The organism is Alteromonas portus, assembly GCF_005117025.1.
Lineage (GTDB): Bacteria > Pseudomonadota > Gammaproteobacteria > Enterobacterales > Alteromonadaceae > Alteromonas > Alteromonas portus.
In genome coordinates this window covers 1-26,041 of sequence record NZ_SWCO01000012.1, presented here as the reverse complement: position 1 = coordinate 26,041, position 26,041 = coordinate 1, and the positions used below count along the sequence as shown (strand labels likewise).

Below are 26,041 nucleotides of genomic sequence, written 5' to 3'. Positions count from 1 at the left end.
ATTACAGGGCTTGTAGAAACCATTAGAAGGTTCTAGCTTTTCTCCATTCATTGTACGCAATAGCTCTACTTTTATCCATGTAGTTTGCTAAATCATAAATACTAACCATCAAAGGGCTTTTCTGACTTGAGCCAGACTTTATACAGGGTACGGGCAGTAACTCCTTTTTAGCTTGCCGTTTTGCTGTATTTAAGGAAAGTCCAAAAATCTCATAACAAATTTCTTCTAACGGTATTAAAACTCTACCTCCATACGTGCCTAACAGAAGGTGAAGTGTTAAAGTATTGTAATTATTTTTATTCATGTTTACTCCAATATTGAGGAGTAAAGAAATGTTCAATTTAAATTTTTTGTATCAGTTTTTATAATTATTTTCTTTGCTCTTTATTTTTATATTTATCGTGTAATCCAGTCGTTATTTTCAAGCCAATCAAGCATCATGTGTTGGGAGTGATTGCTGTAATCTGGCTCATTTCTAATATTAAATAGTCGTGCTGCAAGTAACTTGTTTCTCTTATCGAGTCCGACAGAAATTTGTAAAAGGCTTACACCATATTCAGAATTACAAGCTGATGCTGAAGCTCGAGCTAAAATATAAGCAGATTTGGCTTTTCCAAGCCTTATTATTTCTTTTTTTATTTCTTCGAATAGAACCATTTTTATCTCCTATGTTTCTTGGTCTAAACATATATTAAGGTTATAAATATTAAAATCAATGATTGGGCTGCGTGTATTTTTTCCTTTTCTTTCAGATGTTTATAATAATACTTTTCTTTCCCTCTCTTGTTTTGAAAGTTGCAATTTTTCTTAAAAAAATAGTGAGTGAAATCATTAATATTCTCTGTGGCTAGTTATGAATACAGGAACTTAATTAATAGTATTATATATATGTATCATTTTGTTATAGATTATTCTTTCTGGTTATAAAGGTTTGGCGTGTTTTATTTTGTAAATTTCGGAGAAATTTAGGGTTCAAAGGGGCTCAGCCCTTTTGCAAGAGGGCGGTTTAAGAATTAAAGCCCCTATCTTGCTAAGCACGAGATATTTCAGTAAGTAATATCATTATTAATAAGAAATCATGCAACTCATTGTATTTTATATAAATTATGATAAAAAATAATTAGAACAAAAAAATTATCAGATGTTAAAAAATTGGATAGTTAAAACTAAACAAATAAAAAATGCAGAGAAAGGATTTACGAACCATGTTGAATACTTGGCAGACAAAAGCAGAGCTTCTCATCATTACACGAATATAAGCATACTTACTGATAATGCTAAAGAAATCCTACGAGCAATAGAAAGACATAAAGATAAAAGGCGCAAACATGGACTCAGGGGCGGTGGCATAAGCAACTACTGCACCTCGTTCATAATGACAATACCAACAGATATTGAGCAACCCACACCCGAAGATTGGAAAAAAATTCTTAATATTACTTATAGGGCTATCGCTAACGAAATAGGCACGGACGCAGCTTCGATAAAACAACACGCTTATGCAGTACTTCATGATGAGTCATCTTCACAAGATAAACCCTCTCATGTTCATCTTCTTGTCTCAAATGTAATTGATGACGTCTACCAAAAGAAAATCACTCAGTATGCAGTTACTCATATTGTAAAAAGAGCTTTGAACGATGGGATTCGTATAACTGTAGGAGAAGATAACTACAATTACTCACCCAGACGAAGACAGAAATACAACAAACCTTACTGGGTTGTCAGAATAGAGAAAGCCAAACTAATTGAAAAGAAGGTGAATCAACTGAAAGCTAAGTATCAGACTGTGTTTAGGTCGATCCAGCACTGGGCAAATAATTACCTGGCATCTTTACCTGTACCTAGCGAACAGCGTGCTATCGAAGTAGCAATGGAGCTCGATACACTAAATGACTTATCAGAAAAGTGTGATACTGAATTGATGCCTATTATTGAAAAAGTTGAGCAGCTGAATAATGTAATGCCAGATAATTCAAAAGTATCACCCAAAAGAAAGCGCAGGCGTAGAAAGAAAAATTAATTCATTATTTATTCACTTCTTCCATAAATGCCAATGCCATGCGTTGAAAAGCATTTGCAATATGTAATCCTATTTATATAACAAACGATAAGATTATGAATAACGGCAACTGTGACATTTATGAAAAAATAACGATTAAACTGATTGACGCTTTACGACTTGAGAATACTAACTGGCTCAAAAGTGAGGTAACGCAACTTTTATTGGTTGAGCCAAAGCTCATTCCACTTCTACAGAGTGTATCGTTAGCTAGCGCTGCATCGGCTATAGATAGCTACTTTGACAAGGAAAGATGCTGGTCATCACAAAGGGTCTGCGCCATTGTCGATAATATTATTAGCGCTGATGAAAGCGAACACCAATCTTATACATTGCTCACATTTATAAATGCAGGTCTGACTATCGAGCTAGCGATACAAGCTTTAGCTGAAACCAAGTATGATTCAAATACAGTGACAAAAGCACAACTTAGTTACCTAGAAAGTATTTTCTATCTAAATGCTGAGTCTCGAAAGCAATACTTAGCTAAGGGGGAGTCGGGTAGTTCACTCAGTGAAACTGTTATTTCAAAATCCCTTAGACCTTCAACTGATTTAACAAAACGTAAACCAGTTTAGGGCTCCCAGTTTCGCAGAATAGGCCTTATAAATAAAAAATTTGCTAATTTTCGGTATCGTTTTGCGATACACAACAACAGAACGTTCGTCAGCAGAAAAACTACAAACAAAAAATAAGTTACCTTAACTTATTGAAGTATTTGAATTATGTGGTACCTATCTTATTAAGAAGTGTGTTTATGTTTATTTCCACACCTAGAATACGGGTTAACCAACCAGCACTAGTAAAAAGCAGGGCGTTTAGTCTTTGACTGAGCAAATAAAAAATAAACCAATGGCGTTCTACCTGCATTAAGACGGGATGTACTATAGTTAGTATAAACAGGTTTAGAGGTGAAAATTTATTAATTCAATCTTATTAAGATTGAACTTTGCGACTAGAAGAACTTGTAGTCGGATCTTTTCAAGGTCTGGGAGTGATGCCCCCCAAGTCAGTGAGTTTGATCAGCTCAGCAGTTATGCCCCCCATAAAAACACTGCAGAAATAGATGCCTGATAAATAGGTGAACGCCTTTGCAATACTTTTTATGACAGGTTAATGCGTCCTTGCAGTTCACCCCCCCGTCAAGATTCTTCTATTGTCATTTGAAAATCAGTCTATTGATTGCGATTGTGATTTTTCATATTTTTCATTTTCTAATTTAGAAAATTTCTTTATCTCTATTGATGAGTAAACATCATATAAAATATTTAAATTTTTGTGCCCCGTGATTCTAGCTACGGTTCTGATATCGTATCCTTGCTCAGCTAATCTAGAAGCACCTTCTCTGCGTAAATCATGGTACCTGAGGTCTTCAATACCTAAAGAGGCTCTTACCCTCTGCCAACCTGCAGTGATACTTCTAGGGTTGAATGGAAATATTAAGATTTCATCTGGATTATCTTGTTTTTCCTTTTGACTAATTAATATCGAGTATGCTTCACCAAGTAGCGGGACCTCCCAATTATTATCTTGCTTTTTTCGAGGGTCCTTCCTGCTTCTGACAATAATTGTTTTATTTTCATGATCTACGTCTGACCATTTTAGTTCTGTTATTTCACCAATTCTCATTGCTGTGTAAATTGAAAAATCAAGGATATCTGAGTAAGGTATCTTAGATGTCCGCTGTGTTTCTCTTTGCTTTAATCTATCCTTAAGCATTCGGAGTTCTTCTCTGGTGGGTCTTCTACTTCTTTTTCCAGATCTCCCAATTAGTTTTAAAGAAACTAACTCAGGTATCGCTTCTTCGTGATAGCTCAAGTTCGCTTTGACTTTAAATACTTGTTTTGCTCTTTTGATCACAGAATGTAGATAAGTGACGTCATGATATACAGTTTGTGGCGATGGAGCACTTTCGTCACTGAGTCGAGTTTGACAATGTTCAATTAAATCAGATGCTTGTAGTGAACTAACTATTTTATTCGCTATGTCATAATTTAGTAGAGCTTGTAGGACATAGCCTTTGGTCCTTCCTAGGTCTTTTGAGGTTAATGGGTTTTGCAGATATTCATGTATCAGCTCACCAACGGTGACATCTCTTAGATCTTCTTTATATTCAGAGTAGTATGTTCCATTAGCTATTTCTTCTTGCTTAGTTTCGAGTTGCTTAGCCTTCTTCTTTGCCCAATTTTCGGCTGATTCTCTGTTTTTAAAGGTCTTTTCAGATTTATCAATAACCTTTCCACGCTTTGTAATTCTAACCCTAGCTCTATAAGAACATCCGCTTTTGAGTTTTCTCGTCTCAATAGAAACTGTAGCCATGATTTCATATCTCAATTTGTAGTAGAATTAGTGTGTTCATACTATCAAAGTAGTAAGTGGTAGGGTACAGAAATGTCCCTTTTTGATGTTCCCTAGGGGACATTTTTATTGAAAATAGTCATAGATATACAAAAATAGATCAAAACGTAACGTCAGAAGTTGTCTTTTATCTATATGAAAAATAATGAATTAACAGGAAAAGCTAATGAAATCATTAGATAGAAGATTTTCAGTCGCCCCCATGCTGGATTGGACAGACAGGCATTGTCGCTACTTTTTACGATTAATGTCTAAGCACACGCTGCTTTACACTGAAATGGTCACTACAGGCGCGATTATTTATGGTAAAGGCGATTACCTTGGCTATAACCAAGAAGAACACCCTGTGGCGGTTCAATTGGGAGGCAGTGACCCGTCTGACATGGCCAAGTGTGCTGAATTATCACAAGAGCGCGGCTACGATGAAGTCAACATAAACGTAGGCTGCCCAAGCGATAGAGTTAAAAATGGCAGTTTTGGTGCTTGTTTGATGGCTCAGCCAGAGGTAGTAGCAAGTTGCGTTAAGGCTATGCAGGCAGCGGTAGATATTCCCGTGACGGTAAAATGCCGAATTGGTATTGACGATATGGACGAAGATGAAGACTTTGCTCGCTTTATCGATGTAGTGGCAGACGCTGGCTGTGACACCTTTATCGTTCATGCAAGAAAAGCGTGGTTACAAGGTTTAAGCCCAAAAGAAAATCGTGAAATTCCGCCTTTGAATTACCCTCGAGTTCACAGGCTAAAGCAGGCGCGCCCTGAGTTATCTATTAGCATTAACGGCGGTATTAAAACACTTGCTGAAACTCAGCAACAACTAGAGAACGTTGACGGTGTTATGGTAGGACGCGAGGTTTACGCAAACCCGTATATCATGTCTACCGTTGATAAAGACATATTTGGCGATACTAATGCTCAGAGTTTGTCGCGACGTGAGATAGTGCTTCAAATGCAGCAATACATTGAACGTCAAGAGGACCCATATTTTAAACCTTGGCATGCTGCACGGCATATTTTGGGCCTTTATCAAGGGCAAGCGGGTGGACGCATTTGGCGTAGATATCTAAGTCAAAATGGTACGGGTAAGAGTCCAGATCCTAATTTACTTTTGAATGCACTCGACGCTGTTGAGAGCGCGCAAAAAGAAGTTGCTGAGTACAATAGTCAAAAAGACTAATAACTTAGTACTTTTGACCAAAGTTTAATATTTGTTCAATTTAGCTAAAGGCTCGCGTTTACGCGAGCTTTTCTTAAAGTTTATATATATCAGCTGCTTAAGTTGTTTTTAAGGAGTTGGCACAGCTCTCGCAATCCTCTAAGTATCGCAACAACGGCGTGTTGTTGCACTGACTAAATTTAGAGGGATATCATGAAAACTTCACTAATCGCAGCAACTTTACTGACAGCAAGCATGGCAAGCAGCGTAGCAAATGCAGAAGAGTCAGTGCTTCAATCGTTCTTGACCAATGTAGTTACTAATGCAGTCGCCAGCACATCTCAAGAGATTAAGGCTGACGTATATCAAGCAGTAGCAAACGCAACTTATCACTTTGAACTTAGCCCACAAGAAGAACGTGGAAGCGGTAAGGTCAGTGTGACTGATTTAGTGGCTGCCGCAACTTCAGACGGTAGTTCAACAGAAGAAGATGCAGACTAGATAAATATTGTTAATTAGCAGAAGCGCCGAAAGGCGCTTTTTTTTTGCTTAAAAAATGATGTAAGCATGTTTGAAATACTAAAGATTGAATGCTGACGATTAAAAGTGGTCAATTTAACAATTCAGTTAGTTAAATACACTAATTTATCGTATCTGCTATTAAAGTGTACAAATTGCTAGGCTGTCATTTTTAAATAAATCTATATTTATCAATACTTTAAATAAGTGGCATAGTCATTGTAATACTAAAAGTGTTGAGGAGAACTCAGTCAGCGGTAACCAGCAGTGTGTGAACTTAAGAATAAATGCTGGGAACCACAACACTACTTTTAACGGAGAAAGAATCATGGGTATGTTTTCACGCATTAACGATATTGTTCAAGCAAACATCAACGCGATGTTAGATAAAGCTGAAGATCCTGAAAAAATCATTCGTTTGATTATTCAAGAAATGGAAGAAACCCTGGTTGAAGTTCGCACTGACGCGGCGCGCTTTATTGCACAGCAAAAAACATTAGCACGTCATATCGCGTCAGCAAACAAAGAAGTGGAAGGTTGGCAGCACAAAGCACAAATTGCAATGAACAACGAAAAAGAGACATTGGCAAAAGCGGCGCTTATAGAGAAGCAAAAATATGTGTCTAAACTTACGTCTCTTGAAGAGCAGGAAGCGCAACTTGCAGAAAGTATCGAAAAGATTCAAGCCGATACTGCTCGCTTGAACAGTAAGTTGGCTGAAGCCAAAGCTAAGCAAAAAACCTTAGTTCAGCGCAAACATTCAGCGCAAACACGCTTGAAAGTGAAGCAAGCTGACCACGAGGGCAAAATTGATGACGCAATGATGCGTTTCGAAAGCTACGAGCAGCGCATTGACCATCTAGAAGCGCAAGTGGATGCGTACGACCTAACAAAGTCGAATGAAGCAACATCTTTGCAGGCTGAGTTCGATGCGATGGAAGCAAACGAAGCGATTGAAAAGGAATTGGCAGAGCTTAAGAAGAAAAAGGTTGCGTAAGCGGCCTTAGCTACCGCCCATATTGTTGAAGATATCGAAATTAAGCATTTTTGGAGAAGATGATGAAAGTACCATCACAAAAAAGAATTTATAGAGACCTTGATTCTGGAATCATTTCAGGTGTATGTGCAGGGGTTGCACGTTATTTTGATATAGATGCAGTATGGGTGAGAGCAGCAGCTGTAGCGGGTCTATTTATCGCAACCCCTATCACGCTAGTGGCTTACGTGGCTGCCGTAATCCTGTTACCGAGATTAGTGTAATGAAAAACTTTCTTATTGCATTGATAATAGCCATTATACTGGTGAATTGCTTAGGTAGCCTTGTAGACAGCTACTTAGGTATGCATCTTATAATGTCTGACGAACTGCTTAGCCCCTGGGAAAATGTGGCTGTGTTATCGTTAATAGGTGTAGTCTTAGCCATCGTGGGCTTCGTCGTTGCCGTAAGCGTTTTGGGTACAATTCTATTAGCGTTGGGAGCGGGCTTTTTAGCACTCCTCGTAATGGGAGTCAGCGCTTTCTGGCCAGTTATACTAATCGGTATTGCCCTATATGCGCTGAAAAATCGTAACTCTGCCGCTTATAAGCAGCAAAATGACCAGAACATGCACCATACTTTATAATTAACATAAATAAATTTAAATTGTGTTAACGTAGTAAAAGGTGGTGTTATATCGGTAACCGTCATAAAGGTTTCGCATTTTTCACATAGTATTACGACTTCAAATAGCTGACCACCGTCGGCTATTTGTTATTTAAAAGGAAGGTTGGTGTTTATATGAGACAATCTATTAACTCAAAACGGATAGCGATTGTCGCTGTGGTGATCTTTTTACTTTTCTGGTTAATCGGGTGGTATTGGAGTTTATCTCCAGACACGTTCGATGTCAGAAAGCGCTTGGAGCAGAACTCACCTGTTGAGAACCCAACAAGTATCGCGGGTTACACCTTAACTACCACTATGATTGATGTGACTGAAACTTTGCTAGATAAGCCAGGTGGTTATCTTTCAAATGATGTCATTCCCCCTGGTGTCTTTTTAGATAATATGCCTGCGTGGGAGTTTGGTGCACTGGAAATGGTGCGTGATCTTGCTCTTTCTATGCGTAAAGATTTCAGCCGTTCTCAATCACAATCAATTGAAAACCCATACCTTACCAAAGCGCATCCCAAATTTAATATGGATCATAAAAGCTGGGCGCTACCTTCGTCTGAATCGAGCTACGCCGAAGGTATTGAATTATTGAAAAAATATCGCGACGAACTAGCAAACACGCGAAACGCCGATAGTCAGTTTTACACCCGTGCAGATAATTTGCGCGAATGGTTGAAACAGGTCGAAAAACGGTTGGGTAGCTATTCACAAAGACTAAGCGCCAGCGTAGGATCAGCCAGAATTAATACAGATTTGGCTAGAGATGCTAACGCGCGACAATCTACGCCTAGTGCTAATCAACGCGTTGTTCAAACCAGTTGGTGGAAGTTAGATGATAATTTTTATGAAGCGCGTGGCGCAACATGGGCTTTACTACACTTCCTTAAAGCCGTAGAAATTGAATTTAACGATGTGCTAGAGGATAAGAACGCACTAGTAAGTCTTCAGCAAATTATTCGCGAACTGGAAGCAACACAACAGTCTGTATTCAGTCCGATGATTTTAAATGGCAGCGGCTTTGGTATGTTAGCTAATCACTCTTTAGTTATGGCTAACTATATTTCTCGTGCAAACGCTGCTTTAATTGAAATATCAGAACTTCTTAATCAAGGATAATTAATGAAAAAGGGTCTTATAGCTGCCGCATTGGGATGCGCATTATTTTCAGTTTCATCTCAAGCAGACACTATCGCTGGCGTGTATGTTGGTGCACAGGTATGGCAAACCGACACTCAAGGTGGATTTGCTGATAACAATAACACCGCTGACTTCAACTTTGATGATGAAACCAATACGGCGCTATACATTGCCTTTGAACATCCAGTACCTTTCTTGCCGAATGTGAAGGTAAATCACACCACGTTAGATAATTCTGGGACTACAGCACTTCAATCTGAATTTACCTTTGATGACGAGTTGTTCCGAAGCGACGCTGTTGTTAATACTGAAATAGCGCTTGATGCAACTGATTTCATTTTGTACTACGAGCTGTTTGATAACGACTTAGTTAGTTTTGATCTTGGTGTAAATGCAAAATATATTGATGGCGCTTTAAGTGTTGTTGAAACAGACAGTAACACCAGCGGGTCAGCTGAGTTTTCGGGCATAGTCCCAATGGCGTATTCAAAAGTGCAGTTAGGTCTTCCGTTTACTGGGTTGTCTGCATATTTTGAAGGTAGCTATTTGTCATTCGATGACCACGAGCTAAGTGATTATCAAGCAGCTGTTCAATATTCGTTTATTGAAAGCTTAGCTGTCGATATGACACTTCAAGTAGGTTACAGAAACGTAACGGTTGATATTGAAGATCTTGACGATGTTTACGCTGATATGGAATTCGACGGCGTATTTGCTGGGCTAGAGCTTCACTTTTAGGCATAAACATTAGATTTTTAAAGGCGTGACTGCGTTTTGCAGCTCACGCCTTTTTTGTGAATCTAAAGTAACCATTGACGGTGTTATTACCTATTAACACAGTCATTAGCACTTTCAGTAATAAAAAAGTTTCATTTATTCTTTTCTCTTCTTGTAGAAAGCCGTTACCTTAGCGCCATTGATAAAAGGCTAAAAGACTATGTCACAAGATTCTAATTCGAACTCAGCGCCAGGCGCGGTATTAAACGAACAGCAGTGGAATGCAATTACGCAGGCCATTGCAGGGTTAAATCGTGATCAACTTACTTGGGTAAGTGGTTATGCTGCGGGCATGGCTGCTGCACAAGGCGGTTCGATTGCCCCAGCGTTACAGAGCGCTCCGGCAGTAGCGGGTGACGCGCCAACGTTAACTATTTTGTATGGCTCTCAAACGGGAAATGCAAAAGGCGTGGCTGCGCAGTGCCAGGCTAAAGCAGAAGAAGCAGGCTTCAATAGTAAGCTGGTTAGCATGGCAGATTACAAGCCGCGTAACTTGAAAGCAGAAACACACGTTGCGGTATTTGTAAGTACCCACGGTGAAGGCGATGCACCTGATGATGCCATTGAGCTTCACGAATTCTTGGCAGGTAAAAAAGCACCTAAGCTTGCTAGCACCAAGTACGCCGTTTTAGGTTTAGGTGACAGCAGCTATGAGTTTTTCTGCCAAACGGGTAAAGATTTTGATGAGCGTTTAGGTAAGCTAGGCGGTAAAGCTATCGTGGAGCGTCTTGACTGTGACGTTGATTACGAAGCAGAAGCTGAGGCATGGCTGAACAAGCTTATCGATTCGTTAAAAGGCGATTTTAGTGCAGCTCCACAGACTGCCGTAGCGGCGCAAACTGGCGCGGCAGTGCAGGGTGTAGCAGCGCAAACTTACACCAAAAAGGCGCCGTTTAAAGCGACCTTAATTGATGCTCAAAAGATCACTGGCCGTGATTCAGTTAAAGATATTCGCCATATCGAGATTAGCCTTGAAGATAGCGGTATTACCTATCAGCCTGGCGATGCGTTGGGCGTGTGGTTTAAAAACGCAGCATCGTTAGTTTCTGAGCTTATCAGCATTTTATCACTCGACGGCAATGCCGAAGTATCGGTTGGTGATGCGACTATGCCGTTAACTGAAGCGTTAACGTCTAAGCTTGAGTTAACGCTTAGCTACCCTAATTTTATCAAGTCGTATCAGGCGGCGACAGGTTCTGAATCATTGGCTGCCTTGATGGAAGACAAAGCACAGCTGCGAACCTACATGGCTGAGCGCCAAATCATTGATATTGTGCGCGACCATCCGGGTAAGTTGTCTGAACAACAACTTGTAGACGCATTGCGTCCTCTCACACCTCGTTTGTACTCGATAGCATCGAGTCAAGCCGAGGTGGAAGAAGAAGTACATTTAACCGTAGCTCATGTTGACTATGAAGCGTTTGGATACCGTCATCAAGGTGGCGCATCTGGCTTTTTGTGTGAATATTTAGAAGAAAATGGCGACGTAGAAGTATTCGTAGAAAGTAACGATAACTTCCGTTTGCCAGCCGACCCCAATACCCCTGTCATCATGGTTGGCCCAGGTACGGGTATTGCACCGTTTAGATCGTTCATGCAAGAGCGTGATGTACAAGGCGCGGAAGGCAAAAACTGGCTGTTCTTCGGCAACCCACATTTCACGCAAGATTTTCTATACCAAGTGGAATGGCAAGGCTACGTTAAAGAAGGCCTGCTAGACAAAATTACGCTGGCATTCTCTCGTGACCAAGAAGAAAAAGTATATGTTCAGCACCGTTTACTAGAAAACGGTAAAGAGGTGTACGAATGGCTAGAGCAGGGCGCACACTTCTATGTGTGTGGCGATGCAATGCACATGGCGAAAGATGTTGAAAACGCCCTTATTAGTATTGTGCAAGAGCACGGTGGAAAGTCTGAAGCCGATGCAAAAGCCTATGTAGTAGAGTTACGAAAAGCGAAACGTTATCAGAAGGATGTCTATTAATGAGTAACGAAAAATCACCATTTATCGTTGAGGGCAAACTGGCTGACAACGAGCGCTTAAAGCGTGAAAGTAATAATTTGCGTGGCACCATCACTACCGATCTTAAAGATGATCTTACCGGTGGATTCACGGCTGATAATTTCCAGCTTATTCGTTTCCACGGTATGTACCAACAAGACGACCGTGATATTCGTGCTGAACGTGCAAAACAGAAACTAGAGCCGCTTCACAATGTGATGTTACGCGCACGTTTACCGGGCGGCGTTATCACGCCAGACCAATGGCTAGCCATAGATAAGTTTGCCGCTGACCACACTATGTACGGCAGCATTCGCTTAACTACCCGTCAAACGTTTCAATTTCACGGTGTGTTAAAGCCTAAAATTAAATCTATGCACCAAATGCTGAACAAGGCCGGTATAGACTCTATCGCGACAGCAGGGGACGTAAACCGAAATGTTCTGTGTACCTCTAATCCTGTTGAGTCTGAGCTTCACCTTCAAGCGTTTGAGTGGGCTAAAAAGATAAGTGAACACTTACTTCCTAAGACTCGCGCGTATGCTGAAATTTGGCTAGACGGTGAAAAAGTCGAAACGACTGAAAAGCCTGTAGAGCCTATTTTGGGTGATAACTATCTACCGCGTAAGTTTAAAACGACGGTGGTTATTCCTCCGCAAAACGATGTAGATGTTCACGCTAACGATCTTAACTTTGTTGCGATTGCTGAAAATGGACAGCTAGTTGGCTTTAACGTACTTGTTGGTGGTGGTCTTGCAATGACTCACGGCGACAAGAGCACGTACCCGCGTAAAGCCTCTGACTTCGGATTTATTCCGCTTGAAAACACGCTAGAGGTAGCTGCTGCGGTGGTAACAACCCAGCGTGACTGGGGTAACCGTGTTAATCGTAAAAATGCGAAGACCAAATATACCCTAGAGCGTGTAGGGGTAGACAATTTCAAAGCTGAAGTTGAAAAGCGCGCAGGCGTAACTTTCCAGGAAAGCCGCCCTTACGAGTTCACCGACCGTGGTGACCGCTTTGGCTGGGTTGAAGGCATTGACGGAAAATACCACCTTACCGTGTTTATCGAAAACGGCCGTATACTAGATTATCTCGGTAAAACGCTTAAAACAGGCTGTGCAGAAATTGCGAAGATCCACAAAGGGGATTTCCGTTTAACAGCAAACCAGAACTTGATTATTGCTGGTGTTCCACCACAGGACAAAGACAAGATAGAAGCTTTGGCTCGTGAGCATGGTCTCATAGCACCTTCTATCTCTAACCAGCGATTGGATTCAATGGCCTGTGTTGCATTGCCAACTTGTCCGTTAGCGATGGCAGAAGCTGAACGTTACCTGCCAGACGCTGTTACTGAGTTAGAGGGCTTACTTGCCAAACACGGTTTAGAAGAAGACAGTGTTATCTTCCGCGTAACTGGCTGCCCGAATGGCTGTGGTCGCGCCATGTTGTCAGAAGTTGGCTTGGTAGGTAAGGGCCCAGGCAAGTACAACTTGCACTTAGGCGGAAACCGAGAAGGTACACGTATTCCACGTATGTATCGAGAAAACATTAGCGAACAAGAAATCATGGCTGAATTAGATACGCTACTTGGTCAATGGGCCAAAGAACGTGAAGCTGGTGAAGCGTTTGGTGATTATGTAGTTCGCGCTGGTGTTGTAAAACCAGTAGTAGACTCCGCACGGGATTTCTATGACGAATAATACAGCAGAAAAGCAGCAGACACTTACGCTTGATATCAGCAAGGAAGCCCTTGCTGATATCAACGATATGTTGGAAAAAATGACGGCGCAAGAGCGGGTTGCTTGGGCGCTGGATAACTTACCTGATGCTCATATTGTGTCTTCGAGTTTTGGAGCGCAATCGGCAGTTATGCTGCATATGCTTACTCAAGCACAGCCGGATATTCCTGTTGTGCTTACCGATACCGGCTATTTGTTTCCAGAAACATATAAGTTTATCGATGAGCTAGTTGAAAAGCTCAACTTAAACTTACACGTGTACAGTGCTGAGATGTCTTCTGCATGGCAAGAAGCGCGTTTTGGTAGACTTTGGGAACAAGGCATTGAAGGTATTGAGAAATACAATAAGATGAACAAAGTTGAGCCAATGCAGCGCGCTTTACGCGAGCTAAAAGCAGGAACCTGGTTCGCTGGGTTGCGCAGAAGCCAATCTGATACTCGTGGCAAACTTCCCGTGTTACAAAAAGTGGGTCAGCAGTTCAAACTATATCCAATTATCGATTGGAGTAATAAAGACCTTCACTACTATCTTAAAGACAACGACCTGTCCTATCATCCATTGTGGGAACAAGGTTATGTTTCAATTGGTGATTGGCATACAACTCAATCGCTTCAAGAAGGAATGAGTGAGCAAGACACACGTTTCTTTGGGTTAAAGCGTGAATGTGGACTGCATGAGTTTGGAGATGGTATTTAACTTATGTTGAATACCTCTCCCAACACGTGCTTTAACGCTTGTAGATATGTTTCGTTAGAAGACTTAGTAACTAGTTTATAAAGTTCGCTACCCACTGAAGTAAACTTGTAGTACACCAAAGCCACTCCTGGTGTCTTACAAGTAAGCGTTATATTCTCATTAACGCATCGCCAAGTTACCTGCTGTCCTTCAATGTATTCTCCGCTTTCGATTTCACTGGCATAAATTAATTTCATTTCTTGCAGCGATAATAAATCAGGGTAACTTAATCCAACTGAAGCTAAGTTCACTTGTTCTGGAGTAGGTTTTTTTAGAAACGAAAAAAGACCTTTGCGCTTATGATACCCCACTAATATACGCGGAACCGCATCACTACTCTTTCGGCTTGCTACATTAACTGCTTTATTAAATACTTTTGCGTCTCTGTGAGTTAGCGTTTTAAGCAATTGTAGGGTGCGAAGAGAAAAACTACCCGGACGCGCTACTTCCACGGCAAAAATCTTGCCCCACAATTCTTGCATTGGTGAGCTGTAAATTTCTTCAGCCATGGTACTAAAAGCGAAAAACCAGTCTGGATCAAGATTATCGCTAGTTTGTTCGTTGATTGATACATTTAGTGCTATATTTAAGACTGCTTGAAGATTGCTCGCTTTTTGAGTTTCTAGAATCTGTTTTCTTCGCTCTAGTGCATGTTTTTGCTTCTTAGGATCGGGAGACAACATTGAAGGGCTTATGCCCACTCTAGCAAACCACGACAGCATGCGTTGGCGGCTAGCATCGGTTTGTACAGTGCTTGCCACTTTCTCAGCAGCGGGTTGGTCAATGTTTGGTTTAGTGCTATTGACCTCCGAGTTCTGAGTTTTTCTGATCTCAGGTGAGAAGTGCTGAGGTGTAATCTTCATATTTGCTTAAATAAATGAATGTAAATTAGCATGTACCATGAGAGCACTATTGCATTGCGTAATCTAATTATCAATGTGATCGTTGCCTTTATACGGTAAGTCGTACATTCTTGTTTTGTATGTATCGAGGAAATGAGCGGTAATGTCGGCAATGGATTACGATAACGACGAGTTAATTTTTTTAGATGATGATGGTTCGGTCGAAGAACAACCCTTACTAGGTAAAGACTGGAACATTCTTATTGTCGATGATGACGAAGAGATCCACACAGTGACGCGTCTTGCGCTTTCTGATCTCATAGTCAATGATCGCAAGTTAAACTTCATCCATGCATACTCGGCAAAACAAGCTAAAGAGAAGCTTCACGAACACGGTAACAGTATCGCTATTATCCTACTTGACGTAGTAATGGAAACTGATGATGCTGGCTTCGATGTTGTTAAATACATTCGCGAAGATATGAAGTTGTTCGAGCCTCGTATTATTTTGCGCACAGGGCAACCAGGGTACGCTCCAGAAGAGCAGGTCATAAAAGTTTATGATATCAATGACTACAAGACGAAAACTGAACTAACCCGCGCTAAACTGCTTACTACCATTATTTCCTCGCTTCGCTCTTACCAGCAAATTATAACCATAAGCCAAAGTCGTACTGGTTTAGAAAAGATTATTACGTCCTCAGCTAATTTATTTGAAGAACATTCAGTTAAAGAATTTTGTGAAGGTGTTGTCACTCAAATCAGCTCTTTAATAGGGCTCGACTCTGAAGGTTTACTATGCGCTAGAGCAGGGTCGCTGCTAGATCGAGATGACGAACAAGTATATGTTCTCGGTGCTGCTGGGGAGTATGCCAAATTTATTAATCACCCTGTTGTAGATGTCAGAAATAGTGAAATTGAAGAGAATGTAAGTCGTTGTTTGCGTCTTAAAAAGCATATCTTTGAGTCTACTTGTACCGTACTTTTCATAAGCAGGGCTGGTTTTGAAGCGGCGGTTTATGTGAGACAAACTCACGAAATAAGCGAGTTGGATAAAAACTTACTAGAAGTTTTTCTGTCCAGTATTTCTGTAGGCTATGAGAACGTTAATCTATTTCATGAATTGAGAAATGCTGCGTTCAGAGATTGGCTAACGCGATTGCCCAACCGTAACGAATTTATCAATATGCTTGATAAGCCTCATTTGTTTGCGGGAACAAATTATTCGGTCGCGCTTATCGATGTTAATCACTTCTCAGATATCAATGACGGTCTTGGGCAAGAAGTTGGTAATGAGCTTTTACGAGCAATTAGCGACCGCTTTCATTCCTCTCTCGATACCAAGGTTCAAAAAGGCCGTATAGGGGCCGATGTGTTTGGGCTCATTGGTCCTGATGAGCTAGTTTGTCCTAAATCAATCAACAAGATTTTCCAGTCCTCATTTCAAGTTGGTGATCATACCCTTCCTGTGAATGTCACCATTGGATTGTGCAAATTAGATAATAAACGCCAAATCGGCATTGAGATTTTAAAGCGCAGTAATATTGCGTTGAACCGCGCTAAGAAAAATCTGACTGACAACTTTGAATATTACGCTAAAGACATTGAAGATCAGACAACTTGGCGTCTGGATATGATTCGCCAACTACGCAGTGATTTTGCAGCAAGAAAGCTACAGCTTTGGTTTCAACCGCAAGTGGACTTACTTAGTGAAAAAGTGGTTGGGATGGAAGGTCTATTGCGCTGGCCGGATGGCGAGGGTGGCTATATATCTCCAGCTGTTTTTGTACCACTTGCTGAATATTCAGGGCTTATCGTTGATATCGGCGAATGGGTATTGGAAGAGTCATGCCGCCGCTTGCAGCAGCTAAAAGACAAAGGCTTCGGGCACCTTCGGGTTGCGGTAAATATATCAATTCCGCAGTTTCGAGATAGATTATTTGTTGAGAAAGTTAAACAAGCACTTTCTAAATCCAATTGTGAGCCAAGCCTGCTAGAGCTTGAGATAACAGAAAGTGTGGTAATGGATGAACCACAAATAGTCATAGATGCCTTGCGTTCTCTAAAAGAGTTTGGCATTCAAATAGCGATTGATGACTTCGGTACAGGTTTCTCATCTATGAGCTATTTGCAGCAGCTACCGTTAGATCGTTTGAAAGTCGATCGTTCGTTCGTTAAAGACATCAAACCGGGTGCTAGTGCAGTGCTTGCCGAAACCATAGTAACGTTAGGAAACAAGTTGGGTTTACTCACCATCGCCGAAGGTGTGGAAAAAAGAGAGCAAGCAAGCTACATGATTAAACTTGGTTGTGATGAGGCGCAAGGTTATTTATATGCCAAGCCCATGCCTTTTGATGCACTTCTAACGTTTCTTGAGGCGCACGATTAATCAGATAAGGCTGCTGAAATAACGCGCTGCAGTTTGGGAAGTATAGTCTGCTCAAACCATGGATTTTTAGCAAGCCACCTGTTATTCCTCCCAGACGGGTGAGGTAAAACAAAGTGTGTATTAGTCGGCGCGCCTACTGCTTCAGTCAAAGTCTTGTACTGGGGTAAATAATACTGCTGTGAGTATCGACCTACGTAAAGCGTGACTTTAGGCTTTAGGTAGGTGAGAAACTCATTGTGCCATGTAGGTGCACATTCTTTTCTAGGAGGGGCATCAGCGCCGTTTTTGTATCCTGGAAAGCAAAAGCCCATAGGTAGCACCGAGATCAAGCGAGAATTATAAAAAGTTTCTTTAGATACGCACAGCCATTCACGCAAGCGATCCCCGCTGGGATCATTAAACGCAATGCTTCTTTCGTGCGCTTTAAGCCCTGGTGCTTGCCCAATAATAAGAATTTTTGTGGATGGTGAAGTGTTAAAAATAGGGTTAGGTTTGTGAGGTAAATGAGGTGCACACAACGTGCAACTTTTTGCTTTGGCCACCAGTACATTGTGCCCTTTCAATATTTTCTCCAATTATTTCTCTTTGTAATACTTTTGTCACAATTGTATGATCTCAATTTGACTATCTAATGTATATACAGTATGTTTAATAGTGACAGTAGTAGACTGTAGCACAGGAGAAGAAACATGCGTAAAGTAGTACTAACACTAGCTCTATCAGCAGCCTTTGGTATTGCGCATGCGGAATCTGGTGAAAACCAGCTTTTCGATTGCATGGATGCGAAAACATTCGAAATGAATAACCAATGTATGTCGGATCAAATCGGCAATAACATTCGTTTCCGTGATGCACAAGCAAAGCTTATTGATATTGCAAGCGATAGTCAGGGTGACTACGCCATTGCAACAATGACATTCGATCAAGAAAATATGCACATCGACATCGTAGCACATAAAGACTCGCTTAACGCGCTTGCTGCGAACCGTAACTAACTTCCTAGTTAACGCATATTAAGCCGGCGACAATTTCGCCGGCTTTTTTGTGCCTGCTAGAAAATTCTGTTAAGACCATTAATGGCGGCTACGCGGTAAGCTTCAGCCATGGTCGGATAGTTGAATGTAGTGTTTACGAAGTAATCGATAGTATTGCCTTCGCCCTTTTGTTGCATAATAGCCTGGCCGATGTGGACAATCTCGGAGGCACGTTCACCGAAACAATGAATGCCTAATATTTCTTTAGTTTCACGGTGAAACAAGATTTTCAAACTACCTGTCTGCGTTGATGCGATCTGTGCTCGTGCCAAATGCTTGAACTGGGCTCTTCCCACTTCATAAGGTACTTTTGCAGCAGTAAGCTCTTGCTCTGTTTTGCCTACAGAACTAATTTCCGGAATGGTATATATACCTGACGGTATATCTTCTACCAGCGCCGAGTGTGTTTTGATACCAAGCATAGCTTCAGCAGCAAAGCGACCTTGGTTATAAGCCGCAGATGCTAAGCTTGGGTAACCGATAACATCGCCTACAGCAAAGACATTGTCTACTTCAGTTTGATAATTCTCATTAACGCTAAGCTGGCCTCTGCCATCTGCTTTCAAGCCAATGTTTTCAAGTTTAAGCGTATCAGTGTTACCCGTACGTCCATTGGCGAACAACAAACAATCTGCACGCATGCGTTTGCCTGACGCAAGGTTCAAAATTACCGAATCATCGTTTGCTTCAACCGAAGAGTAGGTTTCGTTGTGACGAATAAGCACACCGTTATTCCATAAATGGTAACTTAATGCGTCTGATATTTCGTCATCAAGGAATGACAGTAAGCGATCGCGCATATTAACTAGATCGACTTTCACCCCTAGTCCTCTGAAGATACTGGCATATTCAGAGCCGATAACCCCTGCACCATAAATTATGATGGACTTAGGATCGTGATCTAAAGATAAGATCGTGTCTGAGTTATAAATACGGGGATGATTAAAGTCGATGTCTTTCGGGCAATAAGGACGCGACCCTGTAGCGATAGCAATTTGCCCTGCCGTAACTGTATCTTTCGAGCCATCTTTACGTGTTATCTCCAGCGTATGCGCATCTATAAAACTGGCTTCACCGTGGAAAAGCGTTACACGGTTTCTGTCGTAAAAAGAAGAACGAAGTCGAGTTTGGCTTTTCACAACACCACTCGCATGGCTCATAATATCTGAGAATGTAAGACTTTTACTTAAATGATTGTCGGCAAACAGGGGAGATGAGTTATATTCAATAAGACGACTAACTGAATGACGAAGCGCTTTTGATGGAATGGTTCCCCAATGGGTACAACCACCTCCCACCGCCTCGTAGCGCTCTACAACGGCCACTTTTTTGCCGGCTTTGGCAAGCTGCATTGCAACGCCTTCTCCACCAGGACCTGTTCCAATAACGATTGCATCATAATGATACGCCGGGGCTTTGGTTTTTTGCTTCGTTGCCATCTTAATTCCCATGTTGTTACTTTTGTAATTCGACGTCACGTAAAAAGTTGACCTTCATACAAAATAAATAATTCTGGTTTTAGTATAACGACCCTATACCAATCCGCATAGCTAATTGCCCACTCAGAAGGCGATGGCAAGTTTCCTAGCAAAGCGTGGGAATGCAGGAATGGCTGTTCCCTTTTAAATTCCCAGAGGAAGCTTCCTAGCGCTTCTCGAAGAGCGCGTTTTAAAAAGTCCTTCCTCTTTGTTGTGTCACCTTGATGCAGAACCGCTATACCTGCGGTAACACGCCGCGACTAAGAACATTTTATCTCTCGCTGGTTGGGTAATTATCTGTGCAGACTGGTATTACCTTGTAATACCAACTATAGAATAAAAAAAACCACATAAGCAGGTACTTATGTGGTTTTTAAGGTTCTATACTGTAACAGCGTGCGCTAATTTAGGCCATTTGCAAAGATAGGCTCTGTAACTGCATCCACTTCTCTTTCTGTACAGCAAAGGCATGTTTGAGTTCTTTGTATTTGTATGCAAGTTCAAGCCCTTCAATACTGCGTTTTAGAGTACGCTTCTTAACACGCATAACGCGCTTTTTCGTGGCGTAGTATTCACTCATACGCTGCATTAATAAGTCGTATTCTTCTTGAATGGTGTGCATCACCTCTTCAGCATTAGGCAGTAGCGATGCTTTCTCGCTTGCTCTTTGCAGCTGCATTGCTGCCAAGGCTTTTTCAATGCGTTCTTCTGGAACCTTGCGAAGGTTTGATGTAAGCCCTACCAGTGATAATCCCTTAATAAGCCATTTTGTAGGATCAAACTGATACCAGCGAATGCCGTTACGATAGTCGTACTCAAAAATGTGATGGTAATTATGATAGCCTTCCCCGAAGGTGAAGAAAGCAAGAATGCCGTTATCACGTGCTGTATTCTTATCGGTGTATGGCTGACTACCCCAAAAGTGAGCAAGAGAGTTGATGAAAAAGGTCACGTGGTGAACAAGCACTAGGCGAAGAACACCTGCTACCAAGATCATACCCAATACGTCACCGTTCAAATAGCCCAGCAGGCCTGTGATACCAAAGTTAGCGGCCAGCACGATGGGCAAATAATAATTATGCTGCCACATTACCACTTTATCTTTCTGTAGATCTTTACAGTTGCTGTAGTCGTCGTATCGTTTTGCCTGATACTCGCGCAACATCCATCCAATGTGTGCAAACCAAAGGCCTTTCTTCGCTGAGTAAGGGTCTTTGTCATTGTCATCAACATGACGATGATGGACGCGATGATCTGACGACCAGTGCAAAATACTGTTTTGCAGCGCCATAGCGCCACCAATGGCAAGGATCACACGAACGACCACATTAGCGTCGTAGGTTTTGTGAGACCATAAGCGGTGATAGCCGGCAGTAATAGACATACCGGTAAAGTAAAATAAAAATATAGCCACACCGATTTCTGCCCAATCGATGCCCTGATACGCCACCCATAGCGGCACACCAATAAATGCAATTGCGCCAGATATAATAAATACCAGCACATTAGTAAGGATAAGAGGAGGTTTTTTCATTTTATACAACTTGGCTTACAACTGTTCGCTAATTTATCGTTTTACGAGGCTTCAGGCAAGCAAAACCCCGATTAGTTCTGCTTACATGTGTAAAGTTTAATTATAGTAAAGCTATGCTAAAGCGCTCGCTATTTGACGCCTTTTCTGCTTAATCCTTGTTTATAAAAGAGTTGATTCTGTTTCTCTTTCCCCACTGGTGTGTGTTGCGATAGACTACGCATGCTAGTCTTTGATGTACGAAGTTTGATTGCGTTAATGGCTATACAGATGACGTAAGGGCTTCAATCCCAAGCGCTAAAAATCATCAAGCCGTTAAGTGCTACTCAACCAATGGTGCGAATGTGAGTCGACAAGAACAGAAATTAAAAACCCGCCAAAATATCATCCATGCTGCGTTTTCTTTGTTAGATGAAAACCGCAGCTTATCGGCAATCAGCTTGCGTGAAGTCGCCCGAGAGGCGGGCATTGCACCTACGTCTTTTTATCGACACTTCAAAGATATGGACGAATTGGGTTTAACGCTGGTGGATGAAGCCGGTTTAGCGTTGCGTCAGCTTATGCGTCAAGCAAGGCGACGTATAGCTTCTGGTGGCGGCGTCATTCATACCTCTGTTGAAACCTTCATGGAGTTCATTGCGGCCAACACAAACGTATTTCGTTTATTACTTCGCGAGCATACCGGTACGTCGTCGGCTTATCGACTAGCAGTATTTAGAGAGATTCAGCACTTCATCGACGAGTTGACCGACTATATTATTGAGCAGCAGGGCGTAGAATACGCATGCGCACAGCTTCAAGCTGATGCTATGGTAAGGCTTGTATTCAGTGCTGGGGCAGAGGCCCTAGAAGCAGACGATAAGCTTCGCCGCGAAATCGGTGAGAGAGTTAAAGCGCAGCTTCGTTTTGTTCAAGTAGGCGCAACTCAAAAAAGCGTATAATTGAATTAGTGTCGATAGGCCTTTGTAACTCCAAAGGCCTTGTCAATTTGTACCAAAACTAGCTTTTGCGTGTAAGTAAAACACCAGCTTCAATATGATGAGTAAACGGGAATTGATCGAATAGCGCCGATTGAGCAACGTTGTGAGTTTCACTTAAAAGCTCAAGGTTTTGAGCTAAGGTTTCAGGGTTACACGAGATATACACGATATTATCGTAATCCTGAATCATTCTCAGCGAGTCTTCATCCAACCCAGCTCTTGGTGGGTCTACCAATACAGTCGTGAAATTATATGCACTTAGATCAATGCCTTCTAAGCGACTAAACGTACGTTCACCTTTCATAGCTTGAGTGAATTCTTCAGCGGCGAGTCTTACTATCTTCACATTGTTAAGCTGGTTTTGTTCAATATTAAACTGCGCTGCTTGTACAGAAGGCTTAGCTATTTCGGTCCCCACAACATTATCGAAGTGAAGCGCTAGCGGCAGTGAGAAGTTACCTGCACCGCAATACATCTCCAGTAAATCGCCAGAGAGCGGCTTTACACAATCTAGTGCCCATTCAATCATGCTACAGTTCACTTCGGCATTGGGCTGAGTGAAGCTATTTTCTATATGCTTGAATATGAATTCTTTTCCATTAACGGGTAAGCGCTCAATAACAAAGTCATTGTCGATAATAAGCTTTTGTTTTCTAGCACGGCCTATGATGTTTACTTTTGGAAAGTGATTCTCTAGCGTTGCCTTTAATTCTCTTGCAGCCTCTTCCCATTTTTCATCTAACTGGCGATGGTATAAAAGGCTGATGACAAGCTCGCCAGATAGTGCAGAAAGATAATCGATTTGAAAAAGCTTCTTTCTTAGCGCTTCATTTGGTCTTACTTCTTCAAGCAACAGACCCATAGCATGGTTTATTGCTTTACAAGCTGGAGGGAAACTATCTACGCGATACTTTTCTTTTGTTTCCTGGTTGAACATGATGTGAAATAAATCATCGCCCTCATGCCATACTCTAAATTCGGCGCGCATACGGTAGTGCGTTGGTTGCGATGGGAATACGGACAAGTCAGGCGCATTGAACGGAGAAAGTAACGCAGTTAGACGTTCTACTTTTTCGTCCAACTGAGCTTGATAGCGTTGTTGTTCGGTCGCGGTCATAAAATTCTCCATTCAATGTTAAGGTCGCGAATTGTAGTCCCTTATAAAATAACTGCAACAAGCGCTATCTACTTCTACGTTATTATTAAGAATGTCCTAGAAAAAAAGCTGTATTAAAATTAAACAATGCTGATTCTTTGCCGATAATAAGATTGAGGATAGTGAGGATCAAATTATGAACGTGGGTCAAATTAAGGCTTTTATGGGCGACCAAAAGGTTGATCAAAAAGCAGATCAAAAGGCATCAGTTCACCCGAACGAAATGTTGAAAAAGCAGTTACAGCAAGACGGATTGCAGCAAGCGGCTGAGTTTTCGAAACAACAAGCGGCATCAGTATCTGTTTCAAGTAGCCAAACTAGCATTGGTTTACGAGTGGTTAGCAGTAGCCTTAACCAAGCATTGGAAATAGATGGTCAAAAGCCGCAAGAAACTAAAGAGAAGAATATCGAAGATAAGTCGAACAGTTTGTTCGACTTTGAAAAAGTCGCCAGAAACGTACTTAAGTTCGTAGGTGGCGTTATTAGAGGTGCGGCAAACGGTGGCGCTAGCGAAGAAAAGCTCAATGGCTTATTTAGCCAAGCGAGAGAAGGCGTAAGCCGAGGGTTCGCGATGGCAGAAAAAGATCTCGCTGGTTTTATGAATGAAGAGATCGAACAAGGAATGACAAAAAGCCGCGATCTCATCGATACCGGAATAAACGATCTAGAAACGGATATATTTGGTCGCCAGCAACCGACTGCTGTGACGCTTTCATCTTTAAACGCTGTTGCCGCATCGGATGAGAAAAGCGGTAGCTTGCTGATCCGAACCAAAGACGGTGATGAGGTGACTTTTAGCTTTGAAAGTCTTCGTTCGTTTGAAGCGTCTCAACAACTTAGCTTCCAAGCTCAGGCATCTCAAGATCAATTTGGCAATAGTGGCGAGCAAAGTGAAAGCAATTTTTCAGCGTCTTACACTGAGCAAACTTCTTATCAATATTTCGAGCGAAGCGGCATTAGCTTTTCATTGAAGGGAGAACTTGATGAAGATGAGCTAGCGTCGATAGCTGATTTGGTTGTTCAAGTTCAGGATCTCGCTGATACCTTCTATAGTGGAGACATTGATAAAGCATTTGAAGAAGCATTGAGTTTAGGTTTTGACGATAAAGAGTTAGTTGGCTACGCGTTGCAGTTAAACAGAACAACACAGACTGAAGTGTTAAAGACGTACGAGAACATCCAACATTACAATGAAGACAAAAGCGACAATGCGAAATTTGGAAATGTGGTAAGTCCAATAGCGCAATACCTAGAGAAGATGATGGATACTTTTGCTAATGCTGAAAGAACGTTAGAAAGTAGTGAAGACTACAATACGCTAATAGCTGGCATCATTAACGAAATGGAAGATGTACAGGTTCCTGATCTTATATCTGCCATAAATAGATTTCGATCTTTTAACCAAACTCTATTAGATGGCCTTCCTCAATCAGCTGAAGCCAGCGAGAGCTAATGCTTACGATAATAAAAAGCCCGGAAGCGAAAGCTTACCGGGCTTTTTTACATTACTGAAAACTACGAATAAGAATTACGCGTGTTCGACTTTGTCTTTTGCAGGTCGAACTTTCAACGTTCGTTCCTGAAAGATTGAGTCGTTAGTTTTATCGATAACACTGCTAAGGTCGTCTGTGACAACTTCGATAAAACCGTAGCCTTTCCGTTTTCCAGTTTTACGATCCTTCATTAAACGAACCGACTGCACTTCAATAAAGCTACTGAAGTACTCCTTTACTGCGTTCTCATTTGCTCTGTAAGGCAAATTACCCACATATAAAGTTTCTACTGATCCGTCACTAGAATGTGCTCTGGCATCTGAGGAAGATGGACTTTGAATAAGAGACGCTAGCCAAGGAGTAACAATACCACTGATCAGCAGAGCTGCTGATACAGTTAATGGAACATGGACGTTTAAACTAGCAGAAGAAAATAACAAGTAACCTGCAATTGCAAAAATAGCGCTAATAACAGCGCATTGAATAAAGCCTACTTTCATATACCTACCTTTCTATTGTTTATTATGGTGTTGGAGGCTGTATATAGTTTACTCATTTGTAACAAATTGAACAATAAAATGTGAAAAAACTAGTCTAAAGATGGATTGAGTACCTAGAAATGATGCAGAAATGAGCGGTTAACACCAAAAGTGGTGTAAAAAGCAAAAAAATCCAATTTAAGTGTTGATCTTTCATAAGAGGTATCTATAATGCGCTCCACGTTCTGAGGGGGCTTCGAGAAAAACAAAGCCAACTTAGCAACAAGTGCGAAACCAAGTTTTCAAGCAAATAAAAAGTTTAAAAACATGGTTGACATCGAAAATAAACGATGTAAAATGCGCACCTCACTCGAACAGGGTGAGTCACTAAGAAGCAACGGCTTCAAGTGAATGTTCTTTAAAAATTTAGACAAGACAATCTGTGTGGGCACTCGTTAAGAGTGTCACAACGACGATTCATATTTCGATATATTTAATTGAAGAGTTTGATCATGG

General features: G+C 41.4%; 25 protein-coding genes. 16 read left to right on the top strand and 9 right to left on the bottom strand.

What is annotated here, in order from left to right; all coding sequences use genetic code 11:
* Nucleotides 1–22 precede the first annotated feature (22 nt).
* Both E5672_RS18795 and E5672_RS18790 read right to left on the bottom strand, forming a co-directional pair.
* Nucleotides 23–304: a pyocin activator PrtN family protein gene (locus E5672_RS18795; protein ID WP_136783728.1), complete on the bottom strand. Its 282-nt coding sequence runs from the start codon at nt 302–304 to the stop codon at nt 23–25.
* 92 nt (nt 305–396) lie between these two features.
* Nucleotides 397–657 carry a hypothetical protein gene (locus E5672_RS18790; protein ID WP_136783727.1) on the bottom strand — a complete coding sequence of 87 codons (261 nt, stop codon included), beginning with the start codon at nt 655–657 and terminating at the stop codon, nt 397–399.
* 484 nt (nt 658–1,141) lie between these two features.
* Between E5672_RS18790 and E5672_RS18785 the strand changes: the two genes are divergently transcribed.
* Together E5672_RS18785 and E5672_RS18780 are read left to right on the top strand one after the other, a co-directional pair.
* Nucleotides 1,142–2,023, top strand: a complete 882-nt coding sequence (locus E5672_RS18785) for a hypothetical protein (RefSeq protein WP_136783726.1) — start codon at nt 1,142–1,144, stop codon at nt 2,021–2,023.
* A gap of 95 nt (nt 2,024–2,118) precedes the next feature.
* Entirely contained in the window at nt 2,119–2,640 is a 522-nt protein-coding gene (locus tag E5672_RS18780) for a hypothetical protein (protein WP_136783725.1), read from the top strand.
* A gap of 592 nt (nt 2,641–3,232) precedes the next feature.
* Here E5672_RS18780 and E5672_RS18775 read toward each other — a convergent pair.
* Nucleotides 3,233–4,381, bottom strand: a complete 1,149-nt coding sequence (locus E5672_RS18775; RefSeq protein ID WP_136783724.1) for a site-specific integrase — start codon at nt 4,379–4,381, stop codon at nt 3,233–3,235.
* A 205-nt stretch (nt 4,382–4,586) separates the two neighbouring features.
* Here E5672_RS18775 and dusA point away from each other — a divergent pair, with 205 nt between their 5' ends.
* The 10 genes from dusA to E5672_RS18725 all read left to right on the top strand — a co-directional run bounded on the left by dusA (nt 4,587) and on the right by E5672_RS18725 (nt 14,104).
* Complete coding sequence (gene dusA, locus E5672_RS18770) at nt 4,587–5,597, top strand: tRNA dihydrouridine(20/20a) synthase DusA (RefSeq protein ID WP_136783723.1); 1,011 nt, start codon at nt 4,587–4,589, stop codon at nt 5,595–5,597.
* Nucleotides 5,598–5,789: 192 nt separating this feature from the next.
* Entirely contained in the window at nt 5,790–6,077 is a 288-nt protein-coding gene (locus E5672_RS18765) for a hypothetical protein (protein ID WP_039216335.1), read from the top strand.
* A gap of 346 nt (nt 6,078–6,423) precedes the next feature.
* Entirely contained in the window at nt 6,424–7,092 is a 669-nt protein-coding gene (gene pspA / locus E5672_RS18760) for a phage shock protein PspA (RefSeq protein WP_136783722.1), read from the top strand.
* A gap of 62 nt (nt 7,093–7,154) precedes the next feature.
* The gene (locus E5672_RS18755) at nt 7,155–7,355 is read left to right on the top strand and encodes a PspC domain-containing protein (protein WP_025254029.1); all 201 of its coding nucleotides are present in this window, start codon (nt 7,155–7,157) and stop codon (nt 7,353–7,355) included.
* On the top strand, nt 7,355–7,717 hold the full coding sequence (locus E5672_RS18750; protein WP_136783721.1) for a hypothetical protein: 363 nt from the start codon (nt 7,355–7,357) through the stop codon (nt 7,715–7,717). The genes E5672_RS18755 and E5672_RS18750 overlap by 1 nt, the downstream gene beginning before the upstream one ends.
* Before the next feature lie 155 nt (nt 7,718–7,872).
* Nucleotides 7,873–8,865, top strand: a complete 993-nt coding sequence (locus tag E5672_RS18745; protein ID WP_136783720.1) for a DUF2333 family protein — start codon at nt 7,873–7,875, stop codon at nt 8,863–8,865.
* Nucleotides 8,866–8,868: 3 nt separating this feature from the next.
* Nucleotides 8,869–9,624: a TIGR04219 family outer membrane beta-barrel protein gene (locus tag E5672_RS18740; protein WP_136783719.1), complete on the top strand. Its 756-nt coding sequence runs from the start codon at nt 8,869–8,871 to the stop codon at nt 9,622–9,624.
* Between the two features lie 199 nt (nt 9,625–9,823).
* On the top strand, nt 9,824–11,647 hold the full coding sequence (locus tag E5672_RS18735; protein WP_136783718.1) for an assimilatory sulfite reductase (NADPH) flavoprotein subunit: 1,824 nt from the start codon (nt 9,824–9,826) through the stop codon (nt 11,645–11,647).
* A complete protein-coding gene (gene cysI, locus E5672_RS18730; protein WP_136783717.1) occupies nt 11,647–13,368 on the top strand; it encodes an assimilatory sulfite reductase (NADPH) hemoprotein subunit in 1,722 nt (573 codons plus the stop codon). Before E5672_RS18735 ends, cysI begins: the two co-directional genes overlap by 1 nt.
* Nucleotides 13,358–14,104: a phosphoadenylyl-sulfate reductase gene (locus tag E5672_RS18725; protein ID WP_136783716.1), complete on the top strand. Its 747-nt coding sequence runs from the start codon at nt 13,358–13,360 to the stop codon at nt 14,102–14,104. The genes cysI and E5672_RS18725 overlap by 11 nt, the downstream gene beginning before the upstream one ends.
* On the opposite strand, the gene E5672_RS18720 is transcribed toward E5672_RS18725, so the two are convergent.
* Nucleotides 14,101–15,006 carry a TIGR03899 family protein gene (locus tag E5672_RS18720; RefSeq protein ID WP_136783715.1) on the bottom strand — a complete coding sequence of 302 codons (906 nt, stop codon included), beginning with the start codon at nt 15,004–15,006 and terminating at the stop codon, nt 14,101–14,103. The two genes, E5672_RS18725 and E5672_RS18720, sit on opposite strands and share 4 nt — an antisense overlap.
* Nucleotides 15,007–15,148: 142 nt before the next feature.
* Here E5672_RS18720 and E5672_RS18715 point away from each other — a divergent pair, with 142 nt between their 5' ends.
* A complete protein-coding gene (locus E5672_RS18715) occupies nt 15,149–17,374 on the top strand; it encodes a bifunctional diguanylate cyclase/phosphodiesterase (protein WP_136783714.1) in 2,226 nt (741 codons plus the stop codon).
* Here the strand turns inward: E5672_RS18715 and E5672_RS18710 are convergent.
* Nucleotides 17,371–17,949, bottom strand: coding sequence for a uracil-DNA glycosylase family protein (locus E5672_RS18710; RefSeq protein WP_136783713.1), 579 nt, complete (start codon nt 17,947–17,949; stop codon nt 17,371–17,373). The two genes, E5672_RS18715 and E5672_RS18710, sit on opposite strands and share 4 nt — an antisense overlap.
* Nucleotides 17,950–18,063: 114 nt before the next feature.
* Here E5672_RS18710 and E5672_RS18705 point away from each other — a divergent pair, with 114 nt between their 5' ends.
* On the top strand, nt 18,064–18,369 hold the full coding sequence (locus E5672_RS18705; protein WP_039216325.1) for a hypothetical protein: 306 nt from the start codon (nt 18,064–18,066) through the stop codon (nt 18,367–18,369).
* 56 nt (nt 18,370–18,425) lie between these two features.
* On the opposite strand, the gene sthA is transcribed toward E5672_RS18705, so the two are convergent.
* Both sthA and E5672_RS18695 read right to left on the bottom strand, forming a co-directional pair.
* Nucleotides 18,426–19,847: a Si-specific NAD(P)(+) transhydrogenase gene (sthA, locus tag E5672_RS18700; protein WP_136783712.1), complete on the bottom strand. Its 1,422-nt coding sequence runs from the start codon at nt 19,845–19,847 to the stop codon at nt 18,426–18,428.
* A 445-nt stretch (nt 19,848–20,292) separates the two neighbouring features.
* Nucleotides 20,293–21,420 carry an acyl-CoA desaturase gene (locus tag E5672_RS18695; protein ID WP_136783711.1) on the bottom strand — a complete coding sequence of 376 codons (1,128 nt, stop codon included), beginning with the start codon at nt 21,418–21,420 and terminating at the stop codon, nt 20,293–20,295.
* Between the two features lie 341 nt (nt 21,421–21,761).
* Here E5672_RS18695 and fabR point away from each other — a divergent pair, with 341 nt between their 5' ends.
* Nucleotides 21,762–22,358, top strand: coding sequence for an HTH-type transcriptional repressor FabR (fabR, locus tag E5672_RS18690; RefSeq protein ID WP_014977408.1), 597 nt, complete (start codon nt 21,762–21,764; stop codon nt 22,356–22,358).
* A gap of 58 nt (nt 22,359–22,416) precedes the next feature.
* Here fabR and trmA read toward each other — a convergent pair whose 3' ends face one another.
* Nucleotides 22,417–23,514 (bottom strand): tRNA (uridine(54)-C5)-methyltransferase TrmA, encoded by a 1,098-nt coding sequence (trmA, locus tag E5672_RS18685; protein WP_136783710.1) that lies wholly within the window; start codon nt 23,512–23,514, stop codon nt 22,417–22,419.
* A gap of 175 nt (nt 23,515–23,689) precedes the next feature.
* Between trmA and E5672_RS18680 the strand changes: the two genes are divergently transcribed.
* Nucleotides 23,690–25,006 carry a DUF5610 domain-containing protein gene (locus E5672_RS18680; protein ID WP_136783709.1) on the top strand — a complete coding sequence of 439 codons (1,317 nt, stop codon included), beginning with the start codon at nt 23,690–23,692 and terminating at the stop codon, nt 25,004–25,006.
* 75 nt (nt 25,007–25,081) lie between these two features.
* On the opposite strand, the gene E5672_RS18675 is transcribed toward E5672_RS18680, so the two are convergent.
* Nucleotides 25,082–25,546, bottom strand: a complete 465-nt coding sequence (locus E5672_RS18675) for an RNA recognition motif domain-containing protein (protein WP_136783708.1) — start codon at nt 25,544–25,546, stop codon at nt 25,082–25,084.
* Between the last annotated feature and the right edge of the window lie 495 nt (nt 25,547–26,041).